17 protein-coding genes are annotated in these 19,782 nt (G+C 62.8%); 9 read left to right on the top strand and 8 right to left on the bottom strand.

Annotated elements, in window-relative coordinates; all coding sequences use genetic code 11:
- Window positions 1-3: 3 nt before the first annotated feature.
- Entirely contained in the window at window positions 4-468 is a 465-nt protein-coding gene (locus tag N6L27_RS04555) for a (2Fe-2S)-binding protein (protein ID WP_271905921.1), read from the bottom strand.
- Between the two features lie 93 nt (window positions 469-561).
- On the opposite strand from N6L27_RS04555, the gene N6L27_RS04550 reads away from it, so the two are divergent.
- The gene (locus N6L27_RS04550; protein ID WP_271905920.1) at window positions 562-1,143 is read left to right on the top strand and encodes a TetR/AcrR family transcriptional regulator; all 582 of its coding nucleotides are present in this window, start codon (window positions 562-564) and stop codon (window positions 1,141-1,143) included.
- Window positions 1,144-1,174: 31 nt separating this feature from the next.
- On the opposite strand, the gene kynA is transcribed toward N6L27_RS04550, so the two are convergent.
- The 4 genes from kynA to N6L27_RS04530 form a co-directional block, all read right to left on the bottom strand.
- Window positions 1,175-2,008: a tryptophan 2,3-dioxygenase gene (kynA, locus tag N6L27_RS04545; RefSeq protein WP_271905918.1), complete on the bottom strand. Its 834-nt coding sequence runs from the start codon at window positions 2,006-2,008 to the stop codon at window positions 1,175-1,177.
- 149 nt (window positions 2,009-2,157) lie between these two features.
- Entirely contained in the window at window positions 2,158-3,351 is a 1,194-nt protein-coding gene (kynU, locus tag N6L27_RS04540; RefSeq protein ID WP_271905917.1) for a kynureninase, read from the bottom strand.
- Window positions 3,352-3,432: 81 nt separating this feature from the next.
- Window positions 3,433-3,810: an MmcQ/YjbR family DNA-binding protein gene (locus tag N6L27_RS04535; RefSeq protein WP_271905916.1), complete on the bottom strand. Its 378-nt coding sequence runs from the start codon at window positions 3,808-3,810 to the stop codon at window positions 3,433-3,435.
- A complete protein-coding gene (locus N6L27_RS04530) occupies window positions 3,810-4,562 on the bottom strand; it encodes an SDR family NAD(P)-dependent oxidoreductase (protein WP_271905914.1) in 753 nt (250 codons plus the stop codon). The genes N6L27_RS04535 and N6L27_RS04530 overlap by 1 nt, the downstream gene beginning before the upstream one ends.
- Window positions 4,563-4,913: 351 nt before the next feature.
- Between N6L27_RS04530 and N6L27_RS04525 the strand changes: the two genes are divergently transcribed.
- The 4 genes from N6L27_RS04525 to N6L27_RS04510 all read left to right on the top strand — a co-directional run bounded on the left by N6L27_RS04525 (window position 4,914) and on the right by N6L27_RS04510 (window position 10,034).
- Complete coding sequence (locus N6L27_RS04525) at window positions 4,914-5,366, top strand: methyltransferase family protein (protein ID WP_271905913.1); 453 nt, start codon at window positions 4,914-4,916, stop codon at window positions 5,364-5,366.
- A gap of 138 nt (window positions 5,367-5,504) precedes the next feature.
- Window positions 5,505-7,076: a Re/Si-specific NAD(P)(+) transhydrogenase subunit alpha gene (locus tag N6L27_RS04520; protein WP_271905912.1), complete on the top strand. Its 1,572-nt coding sequence runs from the start codon at window positions 5,505-5,507 to the stop codon at window positions 7,074-7,076.
- 15 nt (window positions 7,077-7,091) lie between these two features.
- Window positions 7,092-8,528: an NAD(P)(+) transhydrogenase (Re/Si-specific) subunit beta gene (locus N6L27_RS04515; RefSeq protein ID WP_271905911.1), complete on the top strand. Its 1,437-nt coding sequence runs from the start codon at window positions 7,092-7,094 to the stop codon at window positions 8,526-8,528.
- A gap of 225 nt (window positions 8,529-8,753) precedes the next feature.
- A complete protein-coding gene (locus tag N6L27_RS04510) occupies window positions 8,754-10,034 on the top strand; it encodes a DUF3422 family protein (protein ID WP_271905910.1) in 1,281 nt (426 codons plus the stop codon).
- Window positions 10,035-10,107: 73 nt separating this feature from the next.
- Here the strand turns inward: N6L27_RS04510 and N6L27_RS04505 are convergent, their stop codons facing one another.
- From N6L27_RS04505 to N6L27_RS04495, 3 genes are all read right to left on the bottom strand, one after another.
- Window positions 10,108-11,019, bottom strand: a complete 912-nt coding sequence (locus N6L27_RS04505) for an ABC transporter permease (protein WP_271905909.1) — start codon at window positions 11,017-11,019, stop codon at window positions 10,108-10,110.
- Window positions 11,012-12,019 carry an ABC transporter permease gene (locus N6L27_RS04500; protein WP_271905908.1) on the bottom strand — a complete coding sequence of 336 codons (1,008 nt, stop codon included), beginning with the start codon at window positions 12,017-12,019 and terminating at the stop codon, window positions 11,012-11,014. The genes N6L27_RS04505 and N6L27_RS04500 overlap by 8 nt, the downstream gene beginning before the upstream one ends.
- Window positions 12,020-12,166: 147 nt before the next feature.
- Window positions 12,167-13,870: a peptide ABC transporter substrate-binding protein gene (locus N6L27_RS04495; RefSeq protein WP_271905907.1), complete on the bottom strand. Its 1,704-nt coding sequence runs from the start codon at window positions 13,868-13,870 to the stop codon at window positions 12,167-12,169.
- Between the two features lie 299 nt (window positions 13,871-14,169).
- Here N6L27_RS04495 and N6L27_RS04490 point away from each other — a divergent pair, with 299 nt between their 5' ends.
- The 4 genes from N6L27_RS04490 (at window position 14,170) to N6L27_RS04475 (ending at window position 19,776) form a co-directional block, all read left to right on the top strand.
- Window positions 14,170-16,029: an ABC transporter ATP-binding protein gene (locus tag N6L27_RS04490; RefSeq protein ID WP_271906251.1), complete on the top strand. Its 1,860-nt coding sequence runs from the start codon at window positions 14,170-14,172 to the stop codon at window positions 16,027-16,029.
- Window positions 16,030-16,033: 4 nt separating this feature from the next.
- Window positions 16,034-17,215, top strand: coding sequence for an acetylornithine deacetylase (gene argE, locus N6L27_RS04485; RefSeq protein WP_271905906.1), 1,182 nt, complete (start codon window positions 16,034-16,036; stop codon window positions 17,213-17,215).
- Between the two features lie 196 nt (window positions 17,216-17,411).
- On the top strand, window positions 17,412-18,578 hold the full coding sequence (locus N6L27_RS04480) for a M20 aminoacylase family protein (protein WP_271905905.1): 1,167 nt from the start codon (window positions 17,412-17,414) through the stop codon (window positions 18,576-18,578).
- A 34-nt stretch (window positions 18,579-18,612) separates the two neighbouring features.
- Complete coding sequence (locus N6L27_RS04475; protein WP_271905904.1) at window positions 18,613-19,776, top strand: M20 aminoacylase family protein; 1,164 nt, start codon at window positions 18,613-18,615, stop codon at window positions 19,774-19,776.
- Window positions 19,777-19,782 lie beyond the last annotated feature (6 nt).

Here is a 19,782-nt window from a genome sequence, read left to right as displayed (position 1 = left end):
GGGCTACGCCTCCTGCATCTTCTGGGCGGCGGAATGGATGGCAGCGCGGATGCGCGGGTAGGTGCCGCAGCGGCAGAGGTTGCCCTGCATCGCCTCGTCAATTTCCGCGTCAGAAGGTGCCGGGTTCTCTGCCAGAAGGCTGGCCGCCTGCATGATCTGGCCGGACTGGCAGTAGCCGCATTGCGCCACCTGATGCTCCACCCAGGCCTTCTGTATTGCAGCCATGGCATCAGGGCTGCCGAGGCCTTCGATCGTGGTCACCTCGCCCCAGACATCCGACAGCGCCACCTGGCAGGAGCGCACAGCCTCACCGTCGATATGCACGGTGCAGGCGCCGCAGGCCGCAACGCCGCAGCCGAACTTGGTGCCGGTCAGGCCAACCTCGTCCCGCAAAACCCAGAGGAGAGGCACATCATCAGGCAGATCCACCTGATGGGTTTTTCCATTGATGCGCAGGTCTGTTGGCATGGCGGGACTCCCTTGCTGTGCTCCTGACAAAAGTAACGAGTTTTGTCAGGGTGTCAATTGACATTTTTTACAAACAATGTCAGAAGCGGAAAGATGAACATGGCAGGCATTGATCCGAAACAGCAGGCAATCCTTGAGGCCGCCTGGATGGCGTTTTCAACTTATGGATTCCGCAAAACCTCGATGGACGACATCGCTAAAGGCGCCGGCATGTCGCGGCCTGCGCTGTATCTGCATTTCAAAAACAAGGATGCGATTTTCCGGGCTTTGGTGACTGCCTATTACGGCAACGCCGCATCCGGCGTGCGTGCAGCGCTTGCAGGGCCGGGGCCGCTTCCGGACCAATTGCAGGCGGCCTTTGCGGCCCAGGGCGGTGAAGCGATTGAGCAGATGATGGCCTCCCCGCACGGGATGGAGCTGTTCGAAGTCACCAAACACGTGGCCGGTGCGGAAATCGAAGCAGGCGAGGCCGCCCTGAGCGGGATCTATGCGGAGTGGCTGCAGCGGCAGGCTGCGGCCGGGCGGGCGGTTCTGAGTGGCGATGCCCCTGTGATTGCCCGCACCCTCTGCGCCTCCTTGAAAGGGATCAAGCAGACTGCCGTGGACTACGCGGCTTATCAGGCCGGGGTGCGCCAGCTGGCGGTCCTTGCCGGGGCCGGGCTGACGCCGCGGTGATGCGGGCCGGACAGGCCGGCCCGTAACTGTCTCAGAGTTCGGTGCGCAGGTGCCAAAGCTCGGGGAACAGTTCCACCTCCAGCATCCGTTTCAGATAGCTGACACCGCCGGTTCCGCCGGTGCCGCGCTTGAAGCCGATGACGCGCTCCACCGTGGTGACATGGTTGAAACGCCAGCGGCGGAAATAGTCCTCGAAATCCACCAGCTTCTCGGCCAGCTCATACAGCTCCCAGTGGGTTTCGGTATCGCGGTAGACCTCGGTCCAGGCGGCCTGCACCGCCTCATGCGGCTGATAGGCCTCCGACACATCCCGGTTCACCACCTCATCCGGCAGTTCAAAGCTCTGCGCCAGCGCTTTCAGTGCCACATCATAGAGCGACGGCTGTTCCAGTTCTGCTTCCAGCAGCGCCAGAATGTCCGCGCGGTGGGCGTGCGGCCGCAGCATCGCCTTGTTGCGGTTGCCGAGCATGAATTCGATCTGCCGGTACTGGTGTGACTGAAAGCCGGAGCTTTGGCCCAGCTCATCCCGGAAGGCGGTGTAGTCCGAGGGCGTCATCGTGCGCAGCACGTCCCAGGCGGAATTCAGCTGCTCAAAAATGCGCGCCACCCGCGCCAGCATCTTGAACGCCTGCCGTGCCTCGCCGCCCAGAAGCCGGTCGCGGGCGGCGCTGAGTTCATGAATAGCCAGCCGCATCCACAGTTCAGAGGTCTGATGCTGGATGATGAATAGCATTTCATCATGGGTGTCGGTCCATGTCTTCTGCGCGTTCAGCAGCATGTCGAGCGACAGGTAGTCGCCATAGGACATGCGCCCGTCAAAGGACATCTGGGCGCCGTCTTCGGCGGGATCATAGGGTTTGCTCATCGGAGTCGTTCCTTTTCCTAAAGTCAGTATATGTCAGGGAAAGGAATGCGTCCTCCGGTTCAGGGTGCCGCATTGGGCCAGGCGGCGCCACAGCGCGACCCAGCCCGCCGGGCGGCAGAGCGGAATGTGGTATGCGCGGATGAGGCGCATCAGGTGACGGCGTGGCGGACCATGTATTCCGGCCGGTCCCACAGGGCGTTGGTCATGACATCGGCAATGATCTCAGCCGCTGCGCGCACGTCGCCCTCGTCGATATACAGCGGGGTGAAACCGAACCGCATGATATCCGGCGCCCGGAAATCGCCGATCACGCCGCGGGCGATCAGCGCCTGCATGGCGGCATAGCCTTCGTCGAACTTGAACGACACCTGGCTGCCGCGGAAGGCGGGGTCGCGGGGCGAGGCCAGCTCCAGCTGCGGGCAGCTTTCCTCAACCAGGGCAATGAACAGGTTGCAGAGTTCAATTGATTTGGCGCGCACCGCGTCCATCTCCGCCATGTCCCAGATATTCATCGCCGCCTCCAGCGCGGTCAGCTGCAGGATCGGCGGGGTGCCGACGCGCATCCGGTCGATGCCGCTGCCGGGCCGGTAGTCGAGGTCGAAGGCAAAGGGGGCCTCATGCCCCAGCCAGCCCGACAGGGCTGGGCGGACGGTCTCTGCGTGGCGCGGCGACACATAGATAAAGGCGGGCGCGCCGGGGCCGCCATTCAGGTACTTGTAGGTGCAGCCCACTGCAAAATCCGCCTTGCACCCCGCCAGATCGACCGGAATGGCGCCGGCGGAGTGCGCCAGATCCCAGACCGTCAGCACGCCGTGGGCATGGGCCTTTTCGGTCAGCGCCTTCATGTCGTGCTTGCGCCCCGTGCGGTAATCCACCTCGGTGATCATCAGCACTGCGATCTCATCGGTGATGGCGTCCTCAACCGCTTCCGGGTCCACGACGCGCAGTTCATACTCCGGCCCCAGCGATTTCAGCAGCCCGCTGGCCATGTACAGATCGGTGGGGAAGTTGCCGTTGTCCGACAGCACCACCTTGCGCCCCGGGTTCAGCTCCAGCGCCGAGGCAACCGCCTGATAGACCTTGATCGACAGCGTGTCGCCCATCACCACATGGCCCGGCTCCGCCCCGATCAGCCGCCCGACCCGGTCTCCCAGCGCCTTGGGCTTGTCCATCCAGCCGGCCTTGTTCCAGCCGGTGATCAGCATCTGGCCCCATTCGTCCTGCATCATCGCCGCGACCCGGTCCTTGGCAGCGCGGGGCAGGGGGCCGAGCGAGTTGCCATCCAGATAGATCACCCCGTCGGGCAGGTCGAACATCGCCTTGGTTGCGGCAAAATCGGTCATGAAGGGCCTCGCGTCTGGTGGGTATTTTAAGCTTGAAGCTTTTCCGGTTTGCTATCCTATCCTGGACGTTCTGTCCAGTGCCTAGCCGCCCGCCGGCTGCGGGTCCGGTATCCCGAACTCGGCGCGCTTCTTCTTCGACAGCTTCGCAGTGACCATTTGATAGGACAGGGTGATCTGCTCCTTCAGCTCCGTATCGGTCAGCCCGTTTTCATCATACTGCTGCAGCCATTTCATCCCCCGCGACGCCAGATAGGGCGCCGGACGGACACCGGGGCGCTCCTGCAGCACCTCATAGGCGATGTCGCCAGCCTTGAAGGTGAAGGCGTCCTTGCCATCAGCCCAGCCGCAGACGGCAAACAGCTTGCCGCCCGCCTTCCAGACGTCGGAATTGCCCCACTGCACCACATGCTCCGCCGCCGGGAAAGTGGCGCAGAACTCATTGAATGCCTTGCGGTCCATCACATCTGCCCTCCGGCGATTTCGATGCACTGGCCGTTGACCGACCCGGATCCCGGCCCGCACAGCCACAGCGCCGCCGCCGCCACTTCTTCCGGCTCGATCAGCCGCTTGTGGCGGTTGGCGTTGACCATCACATCCAAGGCTTCAACCGCATTCAACCCGGCGCGCTGAGCGATCGAGGTGATGTTGCGCTCGACAATCGGCGTGTCCACGTAACCGGGACACAGCGCATTGAAGGTGAAAGGCGTGCCCAGGTAATCCTCGCTCAGCGCGCGGGTCAGTCCGACCAGCCCGTGTTTGCTGGCGGTGTAGCAGGCACCGCCCTTGAGGCCTCGAAGGCCTGCAATGGACGACACGGTGATGACCCGGCCCCAACCGGTCTGCCGCATCGACTTGAAACACTCCCGGATGGTCAGGAAAGCGCCATCCAGATTGGTGGCCATCATGTCGCGCCAGAATTCCATCGAGGTCTTGTGCAGCGCCGCGCCTTCGGCGATGCCGGCATTGGCAACGCAGATCTGGACGGGGCCGCGGGCTTCCACGGCTGCCTCGACCTTGGCCGTAACATCCGCTTCGTCGCGCACATCCATTGCAAGGGCATGCAACCCTTCGGTTGCGGCGTCCTCCAGCACCTCCTGCCTGCGGCCAGTGATGGTGACCTGTGCGCCCTCCGCCGCCAAGGCCCAAGCAATGGCCAGCCCGATCCCTGTTCCTCCGCCGGTGACCAGCGCGTGTTTGCCTTGCAATGCCATGTTTTACGGCCTCCCTGTTTTATCGGTCAGCCTATCCGGGCGCTGCTCTGTGGCAAGGCCGCCGTGCCGTCACGGCGCTCTTGGGTTGGTGAAACGCGCGGTTCAGCGGCAGCCAGTGGGACCGCGCCGGTTTGGCCGCCGCATTGTACACAAAGAAATACATAGGCATCCGGACGAAACTATGCAGGATCATGCCGCATGCGGGAAGGGATTCGCCGTTTTCGTGGCATGTGGGGCAAATTGTCCTTTTCTTTCAATCCCGGCCAAAGCGGGCTGGACGCGCAGGCCGGATAAAGGAAGGTTGCCCGCGATGGGTGATATTTCAGACAAATACCTTCAAGGGAGCTGGGCATGACACGGTGGCTGGATGTGCCGCCGGTCTGGCTGGCTGTCTTTGTCGCGGCGGCCTGGCTGCAGGCGGATCGTTTCTCATTCGGCCTCTCCTTTGGCGGGGCCTGGGCTGAATTTCTGGCGGGCATTCTGGTGGGGGGCGGCATCCTGCTGGCGCTGCTGGCAATCACCGAAATGCGGCGCCAGAAAACCACTGTGATCCCGCACCGGACGCCCAGCCGCCTGGTGCAATCGGGGATCTTCAGCCGCAGCCGCAACCCGATCTATCTGGGCGACGTTCTGATCCTGGCGGGCCTCATCCTGTGGTTTGATGCGGTCCTGTCGCTGCCGCTGATACCGGTCTTCCTGTGGCTGCTCGAGAAGCGGTTCGTCATTCCTGAGGAAAGCCGGATGCGGCGTGAATTCCGGGCGGACTGGGCCCGGTACGAGCAGAAGGTGCGCCGCTGGATGTGATGTCAATGCGGCAATGCGGCATGACTTTGCGGCAATGCGGCAAAATCCTTGCGCAATAAAGTTGCGCAATGTAGAGAGAATTATTGTGATCCGAACCCGGGCGTTGCTGGCGCGGGCAAGACGAGGGGAACCAAGAAGGTGAAAATAGGTACACCAAAGGAAACATTTGCGGGTGAAAACCGGGTTGCGATGACACCGGATTCAGCCAAGCAGCTGCAGAAATTGGGCTACGATTGCGCGATTGAGGCCGGGGCGGGGGCTGCTGCGGGCTTTTCCGATGCGGCCTATGAGGCGGCGGGGGTTGAGATCATCAAGACCCCGGCGGCGCTGTGGAAGGCCTGCGACATCGTCGCCAAGGTGCGCCAGCCGGACGCAACCGAACTGAAGCGGCTGACCAAGGGCAAGACGCTGATCTCTTTCTTCAACCCGGCAGGGAACGAAGAAGGCATGGAACTGGCCAAATCCAAGGGCGCCAATGTGATCGCCATGGAAATGGTGCCGCGTATTTCGCGGGCGCAGAAAATGGATGCGCTCAGCTCGATGGCCAATATCGCGGGCTACCGGGCTGTGATCGAGGCGGGCAACAACTTCGGCCGCTTCTTCACCGGCCAGATCACAGCTGCGGGCAAGGTGCCGCCCGCCAAGGTTCTGGTGGTCGGCGCCGGTGTTGCCGGTCTGGCGGCCATCGGCACCTCGACCTCCCTGGGCGCAGTGACCTATGCCTTTGACGTGCGCCCCGAAGTGGCGGAACAGGTCGAGTCGATGGGGGCCGAGTTCGTCTATCTGGACTTCGAGGAAGAGCAGCAGGACGGCGCTGCCACCGGCGGTTATGCCTCGGTTTCCTCGCCGGAATTCCGCGAGGCGCAGCTGGCCAAATTCCGCGAGCTGGCGCCGGAGATGGACATCGTCATCACCACCGCGCTGATCCCCAACCGCGAAGCGCCGGAGCTGTGGACCGAAGATATGGTTGCGGCGATGAAGCCGGGCTCGGTCATCGTGGATTTGGCGGCGGAGAAGGGCGGCAACTGCAAGCTGACCGTGGCGGATGAGAAGATCGTCACCGAAAACGGTGTCACCATCATCGGCTATACGGATTTCCCGTCCCGCATGGCGGCGCAGTCCTCGTCGCTTTATGCCACCAACATCCGCCACATGATGACGGATCTGACGCCGGAGAAAGACGGTCAGGTCAATCACAACATGGAGGACGACGTGATCCGCGGCGCCACCGTGGCGTTTGAGGGTGAGATCACCTTCCCGCCGCCGCCGCCCAAGGTGCAGGCCATTGCGGCCAAGCCCAAGGAGGTCGTGCCGGAACTGACACCGGAAGAAAAGCGCGCCAAGGAAATCGAAGCCTTCAAGGCGCAGACCAAAAGCCAGGTCACCATGCTGGCCGGCGGCGGTGCGCTTTTGCTGCTGGTGGGCCTCTTTGCGCCGGTCAGCTTCATGCAGCATTTCATCGTATTTGCGCTGGCCTGTTTCGTGGGCTTCCAGGTGATCTGGAATGTGGCCCACTCGCTGCACACGCCGCTGATGGCTGTGACCAACGCGATCTCCTCGATCATCATCCTGGGCGCGCTGATGCAGATCGGATCAGGCAGCTTCCTGGTGATCCTGCTGGCGGCGCTCAGCGTTTTCATGGCCGGGATCAACATCTTCGGCGGCTTCCTCGTCACCCGGCGCATGCTCGCCATGTTCCAGAAATCTTAAAGAAGGGCCGAGTTCATGGATTACGGTTTCACCACCGCCGCCTATGTCGTTGCGGCTGTTCTTTTCATCCTGTCGCTTGGCGGCCTGTCGAACCAGGAAAGCGCCAAACGCGCGGTCTGGTACGGCATCGCCGGCATGGGGTTGGCGGTTTTTGCCACCCTGATCGGCCCCGGCTCCGGCCTGTGGCTGCTGTCGATCCTGCTGATCGCGGGCGGCGGTATCATCGGCACCTATGTCGCCAAGAAGGTCCAGATGACCGAGATGCCGCAGCTGGTGGCCGCGATGCACTCGCTGGTCGGCCTCGCGGCGGTCTTTGTGGGCTTTATTGCTCATTTCGAGATCGGCAATGTGGCGGCGGCTGTTGCTGCGGGCAGCACCGAAGATCTCGGCACCTTTGCCAAGCTGATCGCCAAGAAAACCCCGGCGGAGATCTCTTTCCTGCGGGTTGAGCTGTTCCTCGGCATCTTCATCGGCGCCATCACCTTCACCGGTTCCGTGATTGCCTTCGGCAAGCTGGCGGGCAAGGTGACCTCTGCTGCCACCAAGCTGCCGGGCGGCCACATGCTGAACGCCGGTGCCGCAGGCCTCTCCTTCCTCTGCCTGATCTGGTACTTCAGCTCCGGCGGCTTCCTGCCGCTGTTCCTGATGACCCTGGCGGCGCTGTTCATCGGCTACCACCTGATCATGGGTATCGGCGGCGCCGACATGCCGGTGGTGGTCTCGATGCTGAACAGCTACTCCGGCTGGGCCGCCGCGGCGATCGGCTTCTCGCTTGGCAATGACCTCCTGATCGTGGTCGGCGCGCTGGTGGGCTCCTCCGGTGCGATCCTCAGCTACATCATGTGCAAGGCGATGAACCGCTCCTTCGTCAGCGTGATCCTGGGCGGCTTCGGCGGCACCACCGGTCCCGCGATGGAAGTGGAAGGCGAGCAGATCGCCATCGACGCCGATGGTGTGGCCACCGCGCTGGACGAGGCGGACAGCGTCATCATCATCCCCGGCTACGGCATGGCGGTGGCGCAGGCGCAGCAGAACGTCGCCGAACTGACCCGCCGCCTGCGCGCCAAGGGCAAAGACGTGCGTTTTGCGATTCACCCGGTCGCAGGCCGCCTGCCGGGCCACATGAACGTGCTGCTGGCCGAAGCCAAGGTGCCCTACGACATCGTCCTGGAAATGGACGAGATCAACGAGGACTTCCCCGAGACCGACGTGGCGATCGTGATCGGCTCCAACGACATCGTGAACCCGGCCGCCCAGGAGGACCCCAACTCGCCCATCGCCGGCATGCCGGTGCTGGAGTGCTGGAAGGCAAAACAGGTCTTCGTCTCCAAACGCGGCCAGGGCACGGGGTATTCCGGCATCGAGAACCCCCTGTTCTTTAAGGAAAACACCCGCATGTTCTATGGCGACGCGAAAGCAAGCCTCGATACCCTGCTGGGCCTCGTGCAGTAACCGGGCACATTGAACCAATGAAAAGGCGCTCCACCCGGGGCGCCTTTTTTCTTTAGCGGTCTTCATCTTGCCTAAAATACTCCGGGGGAGGCCGCAGGCCGGGGGCAGAGCCCCCTTTGCTGCGTCGGTATACCGTTGCATTCCGGTAACGTATTGAAAAAAAACATTTCTGTACATATTTCCTTGACCGCACTATGGTCCGCGGCATTGCCCCGGAGACCAAGAATGCCGCCGATCCAGGATCACCCGCTGCGTTACCAGCTCACCAATGAGCTGCACGCCCGCCCGTTCCCGACCATGACCAGCCCTTGCACGGTGGTCTATTTGGCCCTGAAACAGCCGCAGGAGGCCGTGCACCGCGACCGGATGCTGGACATGCAGCACCTGATCCAGCTGCTGGACCGTCATGGTGCGCCGCACCCCCAGCCGGGCGCGACCCATCACACCGCCCAGATCGGCCGCCACATGATCAAGTGGGAGCAGCACACTGAATTCGTCAGTTATACCGTCTACCGCGATGGCGTCAGTGCACGTGCCTTTGATCCGGCGGATTTCGATGTCTTCCCGGCTGACTGGCTGGCAGATGCCCCGGGTCAGCGGATCACTTCGGCGCTGATCCGGGTGGTGCCGCGGGTGGCGCCGGGGGTGCTGAAGTCCACCATGCACGACTGGCTCGTACCGGAAAGCCTCGCGGCTTCGCAGGTGCTGGACGACAGCGCCGTGGTGGCCGGTGATTTCCGGATTGATCCGGCAGGCCATGTGCGCTTTGCCATCTTTCCCAATACGGATACCGGCGCCCAGCGGGTGGGCCGTATCGTGCAGCGCCTGTGCGAGATCGAGACCTACCGGGCGATGTCAATGCTGGGCTTCTCCCGTGCCCGCGGGCTGACGCCAGTGATCGGCAAACTCGACACCCGCCTCAGCGAGATGATGGTGGAGATGACTGGGGGTTCCAAACCCGCAGAGGAAATCCTGACCCAGCTGCTGGCGGTCTCGGCTGAGCTGGAGGCAATGGCGGCACAGTCTGCCTTCCGCTTCGGGGCCACCGGCGCCTATGACGCGCTGGTCAGTCAGCGCATCAGCCTGCTGCGGGAGGATCGGCACGAGGGCTTTCAGACTTTTGCCGAATTTATGCTGCGCCGGTTTGAACCTGCGATGCGCACGGTGAATTCCACCGAGAAGCGGCTGGATACGCTGGCCAGCCGGGCACGCAGGGCAGGGGAACTGCTCAGGACCCGGGTGGATGTGGAGCGCTCCGCCCAGAACCAGGCGCTGCTTGCCAGTATGGACCGCCGCGCCGATATCGCGCTGCGTCTGCAGCACACGGTCGAAGGCCTGTCGGTGGTGGCGGTCAGCTACTACGCGATATCCTTGGTCTCCGATTTCCTGCTACCGCTGGCCGAACGCTACGGGCTGACCAAGAAGGTTCTGATTGCCGCCGTGACCCTGCCGGTGATCGGGCTGGTGTGGCTGGGGATCCAGCGGATCCGCAAAAGGCTGCACTGAGGCCGCCCGCGTTCGCGCAAATGAAAAGGGCCGCCCCGGCGGGGCGGCCCTGTTTCGTGTCTGCGGTGGCTGCTCAGCGGCCCCGGATCCGCGGGTCCAGCGCATCGCGCAGACCGTCGCCCAGGTAGTTCACGCTCAGCACCGTCAGCGAGATCGCCATGCCCGGCCAGAACACCCGTTCCGGATGCTGCTGCAGGTAATCGGTGGCATCAAACAGCAGCCGTCCCCAGGTCGGAAAATCCGGCGGAAAGCCGAGACCGAGGAACGACAACGACGACTCTGTGATGATCGCGGTGGCAATGCCCAGAGTGGCCGAGACCATGATCGGCGACAGCACGTTAGGCAGGATGTGCCGTGTGATCAGCCCGCTGTTGGTGGTGCCGATGGAGCGCGCCGCCATCACGAACTCGCGCTCCTTCAGTGCCAGCACATCGCCGCGCACAATCCGTGCAGTCGGCATCCAGCTGGTCACCCCGATGGAGATCACGATCAGGATGAAAATCCCCTGTTCCGGCCCGAACGTGGCGTTCAGCGGCTCGCGGAACAGCAGCATCATGACCAGCAGCAGCGGCAGCAGCGGCAGCGCCAGGAACAGGTCGGTCAGGCGCATCAGCGGCCCGTCCAGCTTCTTGAAGAAACCGGCCATCACCCCGATGAAGGAGCCCAGGAACAGCGCCAGCAGCATCGCGGTCAGGCCCACCGACACCGATGTTGCACCGCCCGCCATCATCCGGGCCAGCATGTCGCGGCCCAGCTGGTCGGTGCCAAAGGGATGCGCCCAACTGGGGCCTTGGTTGCGGGCGCGGATGTCGATCTGGGTGGCTTCAAGGTCCCAGAACAACGGGCCGAGATAGACCGCCAGGATGATGAACAGGAACAGCGCCCCGCCCATCAGCGCCCCGCGGTGGGATTTGAACTGGTCCCAGACGTCCAGCCACTGGCTGCGCGGCGGCTTGGAAGGGACGGGATTGCTCAGCTCAGTCATAGCGGATCCTCGGGTCAAGAATGCCGTACAGCACGTCGGCGATCAGGTTGAACAGCACGATCAGCACCGCAAAGATGAAGGTCAGCGTCTGCACCATCGGCAGGTCGTTGGCCTGGATGGCGCCGATCAGCAGCTGGCCGATACCGTTCACCTTGAACACCTGTTCGGTGATGATGGCACCGCCAAAGATCGAGGGGATGCCAAGTGCAATCACCGTGACCACCGGGATCATCGAATTGCGCAAAACGTGGACCATCACCACCACATACTCGCTCAGACCCTTGGCACGGGCGGTGCGGACATAATCCTGATTGAGGTTGTCCAGCATCGAGGCGCGCATGAAGCGGCTTAGCTGCGCGGTGATCTGCAGCGCCAGCACCATCACAGGCATGATCATCTGCTTCAGCTGATAGACAAAGGCGTCCCAGCTGTCGACCACATGGGTTGTGTCATAGATCGACGGAAACCAGCCCAGCTGCACCGAGAAGATCACGATGACCAGAACGCCCGAGAAGAACGGCGGCACCGAGAAGCCGACCATCGATACGAATGTGCCCATCTGGTCGAACCAGCTGTACTGGCGGTAGGCAGAGTAGATGCCGATCGGCAGCGCGATCAGGATGGCGACCACATAGGCCGTGCCAACCACCCACAGGGTCTGCGGGATACGCTGCACCACGATGTCCATCACCGGCGAGCGGGTCTGCCAGGAGATCACCCTGAGCTTGCCGTCGGCCAGGCCGGTGCCGAAGATGTTGTCGATCAGCACCTGCGGTTCGATCCAGAAAAACTGCACCAGCCATTTCCAGAACCGGATATGCATCGGTTCGCCCAGGCCCAGGGCCAGGCGCATCTTTTCTTTGACTTCTGCGGGGACGGTCAGGGGAACCTGCGCCATCGGGTCGCCGGGGGCGAGCTCCAGGAGCAGGAAGATCACGAGGCTGATGAACAGCAGTGTCGGAACTGCCAGGATCAGCCGCCGGATTGTAAAGGTCAGCATCTGCTAAGCGCCTTTGCAACTTGTATTGAATTCGGAACAGGCGGGGCGGGCGCCCTGCGTCCAGGCCACGCGCAGGGATGCATTGCAGCCCCAGCAGATGGCAAGAGGCCCCGGCATGCGCCGGGGCCCCGGGAAGCAAGCCCGAGCTTACTTGATGCGGTACCAGTCAGCCGCGTTCCACAGCTCGCTGTCCCAGACGTTCAGGTCGACACCGCCCAGGGTGTTGGAATGCGCCGACAGGCGGCCGCGGTGCACCAGCGGGATCATGCCGCCGTTTTCGACCATGATGTCGTTCAGGCGGCGGCCGATCTCGGCACGCGCTTCCAGACCAGCGGTCTTGCTCAGCTCGGCGTGCAGCTGGTCGAACTCCTCGTTGCAGAAGCGCGAGATGTTCTGGCCCTGCCACTGCGTGTCCGGACGCGGTGCCTGGTCGCACAGCCCGTTGCCCAGGTAGGACTGCGGGTCGGTGCCGTCAAAGTTGTTGGCGTACATTTCGACGTCGGCATAGAACTTCTGGAAGGTGTCGGGCGAGCCCGGATCACCGCCAAAGAAGACGGAGGCGTTGATGTTGCGCAGCTCGGTCTCGATGCCGATCTGGCTCCACCATTCCTTGATCAGCGCCTGGAAGTCCTGACGCACGGCGTTGGTCGAGGTCTGGTACAGGATTTTCATCGGCTTGCCGTCCGGGGTCTCCCGCACGCCGTCGCCATTGGTGTCCTTGTAGCCTGCTTCTTCCAGCATCGCCTTGGCGCCTTCGATGTCCTGGGTGGAGCAGTCAAAGGTATCAGAGGCAAAGGCCGCCGGTGCCGGCACCCAGTTACAGCTGACCGCGCCAGCCTTACCATAGCCGATTTCCACCAGCAGCGGGCGGTCGATGGCCAGCGACATGGCCTTGTAGACCGCCGGGTCCTTCAGGAAGGGGTGCGGATGCTTGGCGGTGGAGCGCTCGCCCTCCGGCAGCTCTGGCGACGGGTCGGTCTGGTTCAGCATGATGCGTTCCACCAGCGAGCCGAAGCCCGCAACCGGCTTGCCCTTGCCGCCTGCTTCCATCTGCGCGATCACTTCAGGCGCCAGCTGCAGGTTCCATGCATAGTCGAACTCGCCGGTTTCCATCACTGCGCGGCCAGCCGCGGTTGCATCCCCGCCGCCCTTGAACAGAACCTTGGCAAAGGCCGGCTTGGCCGGATCACGGTAGTTCTGGTTGGCGGACATGGTGATCACGTCGTTCGGTTTGAATTCATCCACCACAAACGGGCCGGTGCCGATCGGGCCAAAGTTGGCGGAGGTGCATTCCGGCGCCTTGGCGCCCATGCAGTTCTCGAACTGGGCCTTTTGCAGGATCGGGCCTTCGCCGCCGACAAACGGACCATAGGGGAATGGGGTCGGCTTGTCGAAAGTCACCTTTACGGTCAGGTCGTCAATTGCTTCGACACCTGTGACACCCTCGTATTTGGTCAGCTGGGCGCAGCCGCCTTCAGGGTGCATGCAGTAATCTGCGGTGAACTTCACGTCATGCGCGGTGACATCGCTGCCATCGGACCACTTCATACCCGGTGCAATCTTCCAGGTGACAGAGGTCAGATCCTCGCTGACGCCGCCATTGTCGACAGTTGGAATTTCCGCGGCCAGATAGGGGACCATGTTGCCCTGCGGGTCGTAGCGCGCCAAAGGCTCAATCACCAGAGACGAGGACTGGATATCCTTGGTGCCGCTTGACAGATACGGGTTCAGGATCGACGGCGCCTGCCAGTAGATGATGTTGACCTGGCCGTCGGACCCGCGCTCTGCAAAGGCTGCAGGCGCAAGCGAAGCCGTGGCAACGGCACCCATCAATAGGGATTTCAGTTTCATCACACACTCCTTGTCGGACACGTTTCGTGTCTTTTTGTTGGCCGGGCCGGAACAGGCCCGGGGGGTTGCCGCATTGCTGCGGAAGTGTAGCACTGGGCCTGCAGGCACAGGGAAAACCATGGAACTGTAGTCCCTTAACACTTTGCCAGAGACGCCGGCATGTGACAGCTTGCAGACAACCACGGGGGTATCGAAACGCTTTTGCGGGTAAATTGCAAATTCCAATTTCGAAGGGGCCATGCATTATTTGCATGAGCATTTTCGGGGAAAGTAGAGTTTACTCCGGGACCTGAGGCCGCCTGTTCCGGCGGTCCAGCCAAGAAAAACAGGGAGCCGTCATGCTGGACAACGCCATTGCATCCATCAGAAATCTGCGGGTGGAGTTTCAGACCAAGGACGGCCCGGTGGTCGGCGTCGAAGACGTCTCCTTTGACGTCAGCCCCGGCGAAACCGTTTGTATCGTTGGCGAATCCGGCTCCGGGAAATCGGTTTCCTCGCTGTCGCTGATGCGCCTGGTGGAATTCGGCGGCGGCGAGATTGCGGGCGGCGAGCTGCTGTTCAACCGCCGCGAGGGCGGCGATACCAATCTGGCGGACTCCGAACAGGAGATGATGAAGCAGATTCGCGGCAATGAGATCGGCATGATCTTCCAGGAGCCGATGACCGCGCTCAATCCGGTGTTCACCGTCGGCCGGCAGCTGACTGAGGGCCTGCGCATCCACAAGAAGATGACGCAATCCCAGGCCGAGGAACGCGCGCTGGAACTGCTGCGCCAGGTCCGCATCCCGGAACCGGAACGCCGTCTGAAACAGTACCCGCACGAACTGTCGGGCGGCATGCGCCAGCGGGTGGTGATCGCCATGGCGATGGCCTGCGAGCCGCGGCTGCTGATTGCCGATGAACCCACAACCGCGCTGGACGTGACCATCCAGGCGGAGATTCTGGCGCTGATGGACCGGCTGAAGCGCGAAACCGGCACCGCGGTGATGTTCATCACCCATGACATGGCGGTGGTGGCGCAGATGGCCGACCGTGTCGTCGTCATGTTCCGCGGCAACAAGGTTGAGGAAGGCACCGTCGAGGAGATCTTCGAAAACCCGCAGCACGACTACACCAAGGCATTGCTGGCGGCAGTTCCGAAACTGGGGGAGATGCGCGGCAAGCATTACCCCGAGCCGATGAAGCTGATGGGCGTCGAAAACCAGAAGATCGAACCGATCAAAGGCACTGACGAGGTGCTGCTGGACGTGAAGAACCTGACCACCCGCTTTCCGGTCAAGGGCGGCCTGTTGCGCCGCACCATCTCCAACGTGCACGCGGTGGAGGATGTGTCCTTCAAGGTCTACAAGGGCCAGACCCTGTCGCTGGTCGGCGAATCCGGCTGCGGCAAGTCCTCTGCGGGCCGCTCGATCCTGCGTTTGGTGGAACCGCATTCGGGCGAGGTGAATTTTGAAGGCCGCAACGTGCTGGGCTTCAATGCCTCCGAAATGCACAAGGCGCGCCAGGACATGCAGATGATCTTCCAGGATCCGTTTGCCTCCCTGAACCCGCAGATGCAGCTGATCGACCAGGTGGCGGAACCGCTGCGCAACTATGGCCTCGCTTCCGGCTCCGAATTGCACGACAGGGTCGCCAGCCTCTTTGACCGCGTCCACTTGCCGCGCAGCTTCATGCGCCGCTACCCGCACGAGATGTCCGGCGGCCAGCGCCAGCGGATCGCCATCGCCCGTGCGCTGGCGCTGAACCCCAAGCTGATCGTCGCGGACGAGGCGGTCTCCGCGCTCGACGTGTCGGTGCAGGCGCAGGTGCTGAATCTGATGATGGAACTTCAGGCCGAATTGGGCCTTTCCTTCCTGTTCATCAGCCACGACATGGCGGTGGTGGAGCGTGTCAGCCATCAGGTCGGCGTTATGTATCTGGGCCGCATTGTCGAACTCGGCCCGCGTGAGCGCGTGTTTGAGAACCCTCAGCACGCCTACACTCAGGCACTGATGAAGGCGGTTCCAATTGCCGACCCGCGCCAGCGCAAGTCGGAGAAGGAGCTGAATTTCAAGCCGATCCCCTCGCCGATTCACGAGGTTGGCTATGAGGCCGCGCCGTCGGAGTATCTGGAAGTGGAGCCGGGCCATTTCGTTCTGACGACTGACAGCGGGTACTGAAACCATGGCCGATAAACTGACACCGCTGGAGATCATGCAAGCGCTGGTCTCCTTCCCGACGGTGAGCTGTGATACCAACCTGCCACTGGTCGACTGGGTGCAGGATTACCTGTCGTCCCATGGCATCGAAAGCCACCGATGGGTGGATCCGGATCAACCCCATAAGGCTGCCGTCTTTGCCCACGTTGGCCCTTGGGAAGAGGGCGCCGTTCTACTCTCCGGCCATACCGATGTGGTGCCGGTTGACGGCCAGCCCTGGGACACCGATCCCTTCACGGTGGTGGAGAAGGACGGCAAATACTTCGGACGCGGCACCTGCGACATGAAGGGGTTTGATGCACTGGCGATCTGGGCACTGGTGGAGGCTCATACCGGCGGTGTCACGCGCCCGTTGCAACTGGCGCTGAGCTTTGACGAGGAAATCGGCTGCACCGGCGCCCCGCCGATGATCGAAGCCATGCAGCAAGTGCTGCCCAAGGGCTCGGCGGTGATTGTGGGTGAGCCCTCGATGATGCAGGCCGTCACCGGTCACAAGGGCGGCACCGGCTATGACACTCATCTGGTGGGCTTTGAGGTGCACTCCTCGCTCATGCACACGGGCGTCAGCGCCATCATGCAGGGGGCGAAACTGATCGACTGGGCCAACCAGCAGAATGCTGCGAATATGGCCGGGGAACCGGGCGAAGTGCAGGCGATGTTCACCCCGCCCTGGACCACCTGCCACGTCGGCATGATCGAAGGCGGCACCGCCCATAACATCACCGCCAAGGACTGCCGCTTCCTGATGGATTTCCGGGTGGTGCCGGGAGAGAGCGCCAGCGACTGGGAGGCCGCCTACCTGCAAAAGGTGCGCGAGGTTGAGGTGGAGATGCAGGCCATCCATCCGGACGCCCGAATTGATGTGTCCAAACACTTCGACGTGCCCGGGCTGGTTCCGGAACAAAACGGCGAAGCCGAGGCGCTGGTGCGCCGGGTGACCGGCGACAACGGTTCGCATGTGGTCAGCTACGGCACCGAGGCGGGCCAGTTCCAGCAGGCCGGTTATTCGGCGGTGATCTGCGGCCCCGGCGACATCGCGCAGGCGCATCAGCCCAATGAATACATCACCGTGGCCCAGTTCGAGGCCGGCCACGACTTCATGCGTAAGCTGGTGGAGAAACTGCGCGGCTACTTCCCGCTGCCTTGAAACGGCGTGTTTCGTGCTCAGATTGATGCTGACGGTGCACACAGGGGTGCACAGGTGGTGCACAGGGGGTGCACGCGTGGCACCCCCGCGCTGGCGTGTTCCGCCACGTCGCGGCAGGGCCGGATACTTGCGAAGCTAAGTTTTTTCGCGGACAGTTTGCCGCAACGGAACCTGAAACAGAAAAGGGGAGGGGAAAATGCCGGCCAAGAACCGCTTTGCCGAGATGCACCAGGAGATCACCGCCTGGCGCCATTACCTGCACGAGAACCCCGAACTGATGTACGAGGTGCATGAAACCGCTGCCTTTGTGGTGCAGCGGCTCAAGGAATTCGGCATCACCGATATCACCTCCGGCGTCGGCCGGACCGGTGTTGTGGCGGTTATCGAGGGCAAGACCAATACCTCGGGCCGCGCCATTGGCCTGCGCGCCGACATGGACGCGCTGCCGATCCCCGAGGCCTCGGGCGTGGACTATGCCTCCAAGACCCCTGGCGTGATGCACGCCTGCGGCCACGACGGCCATACCTCGATGCTGCTGGGGGCTGCTAAATACCTTGCAGAGACACGGAATTTCGACGGCAAGGCTGTGCTGATTTTCCAGCCGGCAGAGGAAGGCGGGGCCGGAGGCAAGGCGATGTGCGACGACGGTCTGATGGACCGCTGGGGCATTCAGGAGGTCTATGGCCTGCACAATATGCCTGGATTGCCGGTAGGCGAATTTGCCATCCGCCCGGGTCCGCTGATGGCGTCTTCGGATGAATTCATTATCACTGTCACCGGCAAGGGCGGCCACGCCGCCGCCCCGCATGAGGCGATTGATACCACGCTGGTGGCCTCCCAGATTGTGGTCTCGCTGCATTCCATCGTCTCGCGCAACGTGGACCCGATCAAGCGCGTGGTGCTGACCGTCGGTACCTTTGAAACCGACAGCACCGCCTCCAACGTGATTGCCCATACCGCCAAACTGCAGGGCACCGTCCGCACACTGGACCCCGAGTACCGTACCCAGGCCGAAGGCTGGGTGCGCCGGGTGGCTGAGAGCACTGCGGCGGCCTTCGGCGCCACGGCGGACATGGAATGGGTTCCGGGCTATCCCGTTACAATCAATGACGAAAGCGGCACTGCCCATGCGGTGGAGGCGGCGCAGGCGGTCTCTGCCAAGGTTGATGCCGAGACCCCGCCGATCATGCCGTCCGAGGACTTCTCTTACATGCTGGAACAGCGTCCCGGCGCCTATATTTTCCTCGGCAACGGCGACACCCAGATGTGCCACCACCCGGCCTATGTCTTTGACGACGAAGCGATCCCGCTGGGATGCAGCTGGTTTGCCGAGCTGGTGGAACGAAGAATGCCCGCGGCCTGAGGCTGCGGGGGAAAGACAACCAAAGGAGTGAGAAATGCCGGTCAAGAACCGCTTTGCCGAACTGCAGGATGAAATCACCGCCTGGCGCCGTGACATCCACGAAAACCCGGAAATCCTGTTCGAAACCCACCGCACCAGCGCGCTGGTGGCAGAGAAACTGCAGGAGTTCGGCTGCGACGAAGTGGTGACCGGCATTGGCCGCACCGGCGTGGTCGGCGTGATCAAGGGCAAGGCGGACACCTCCGGCAAAGTGATCGGCCTGCGTGCCGACATGGACGCGCTGCCGATCCATGAACAGACCGGGCTGGACTATGCCTCCAAGACCCCTGGCGCGATGCATGCCTGCGGCCATGACGGCCACACCGCGATGCTGCTGGGCGCGGCCAAGTACCTGTCGGAGACCCGCAATTTTGACGGCACCGTGGTGGTGATCTTCCAGCCCGCCGAGGAAGGCGGCGGCGGCGCCAAGGTGATGTGCGACGATGGTCTGATGGACCGCTGGGGCGTGCAGGAGGTTTACGGGTTGCACAATTGGCCGGGCCAGCCGCTGGGCACCTTTGCGATCCGCCCCGGTTCCTTCTTTGCCGCGACCGACCAGTTCGACATCACCTTCGAGGGCCGCGGCGGCCATGCCGCCAAGCCGCATGAGACCGTGGATACAACCGTTCTGGCTGCTCAGGCCGTACTGGCGCTGCAGACCATCGCCTCGCGCAATGCCGACCCGGTGCATCAGATCGTGGTCTCGGTGACCTCGTTTGAGACGTCTTCCAAGGCGTTCAACGTGATCCCGCAGAAAGTGCAGATCAAGGGCACCGTGCGCACCATGTCGGGGGAGATGCGCGATCTGGCCGAGAAGCGGATCAACGAGGTCTGCACCGGCATCGCGGCGACTTTCGGCGGCACTGCCGATGTGACCTATCACCGCGGCTATCCGGTGATGGTGAACCACGAGGAGCAGACCGAGTTCGCCGCCAAGGTGGCCGCCAGCGTGTCCGGCTCCTGCGGGGATGCGCCGCTGGTGATGGGCGGTGAGGATTTCGCTTTCATGCTGGAGGAGCGTCCCGGCGCCTATATTCTCATGGGCAACGGCGACACCGCGATGGTGCATCACCCGGAGTACAACTTCAACGACGACGCAATCCCTGCGGGCTGCAGCTGGTGGGCGGAGATCGTCGAGCAGCGGATGCCTGCGGCCTGATCTGAG

Origin of the sequence: Leisingera sp. SS27 (genome assembly GCF_028368855.1) — a bacterium.
GTDB lineage: Bacteria > Pseudomonadota > Alphaproteobacteria > Rhodobacterales > Rhodobacteraceae > Leisingera.
The sequence above is the reverse complement of the archived record's forward strand: the minus strand, read 5'-3'. Positions and strand labels throughout refer to the sequence as shown.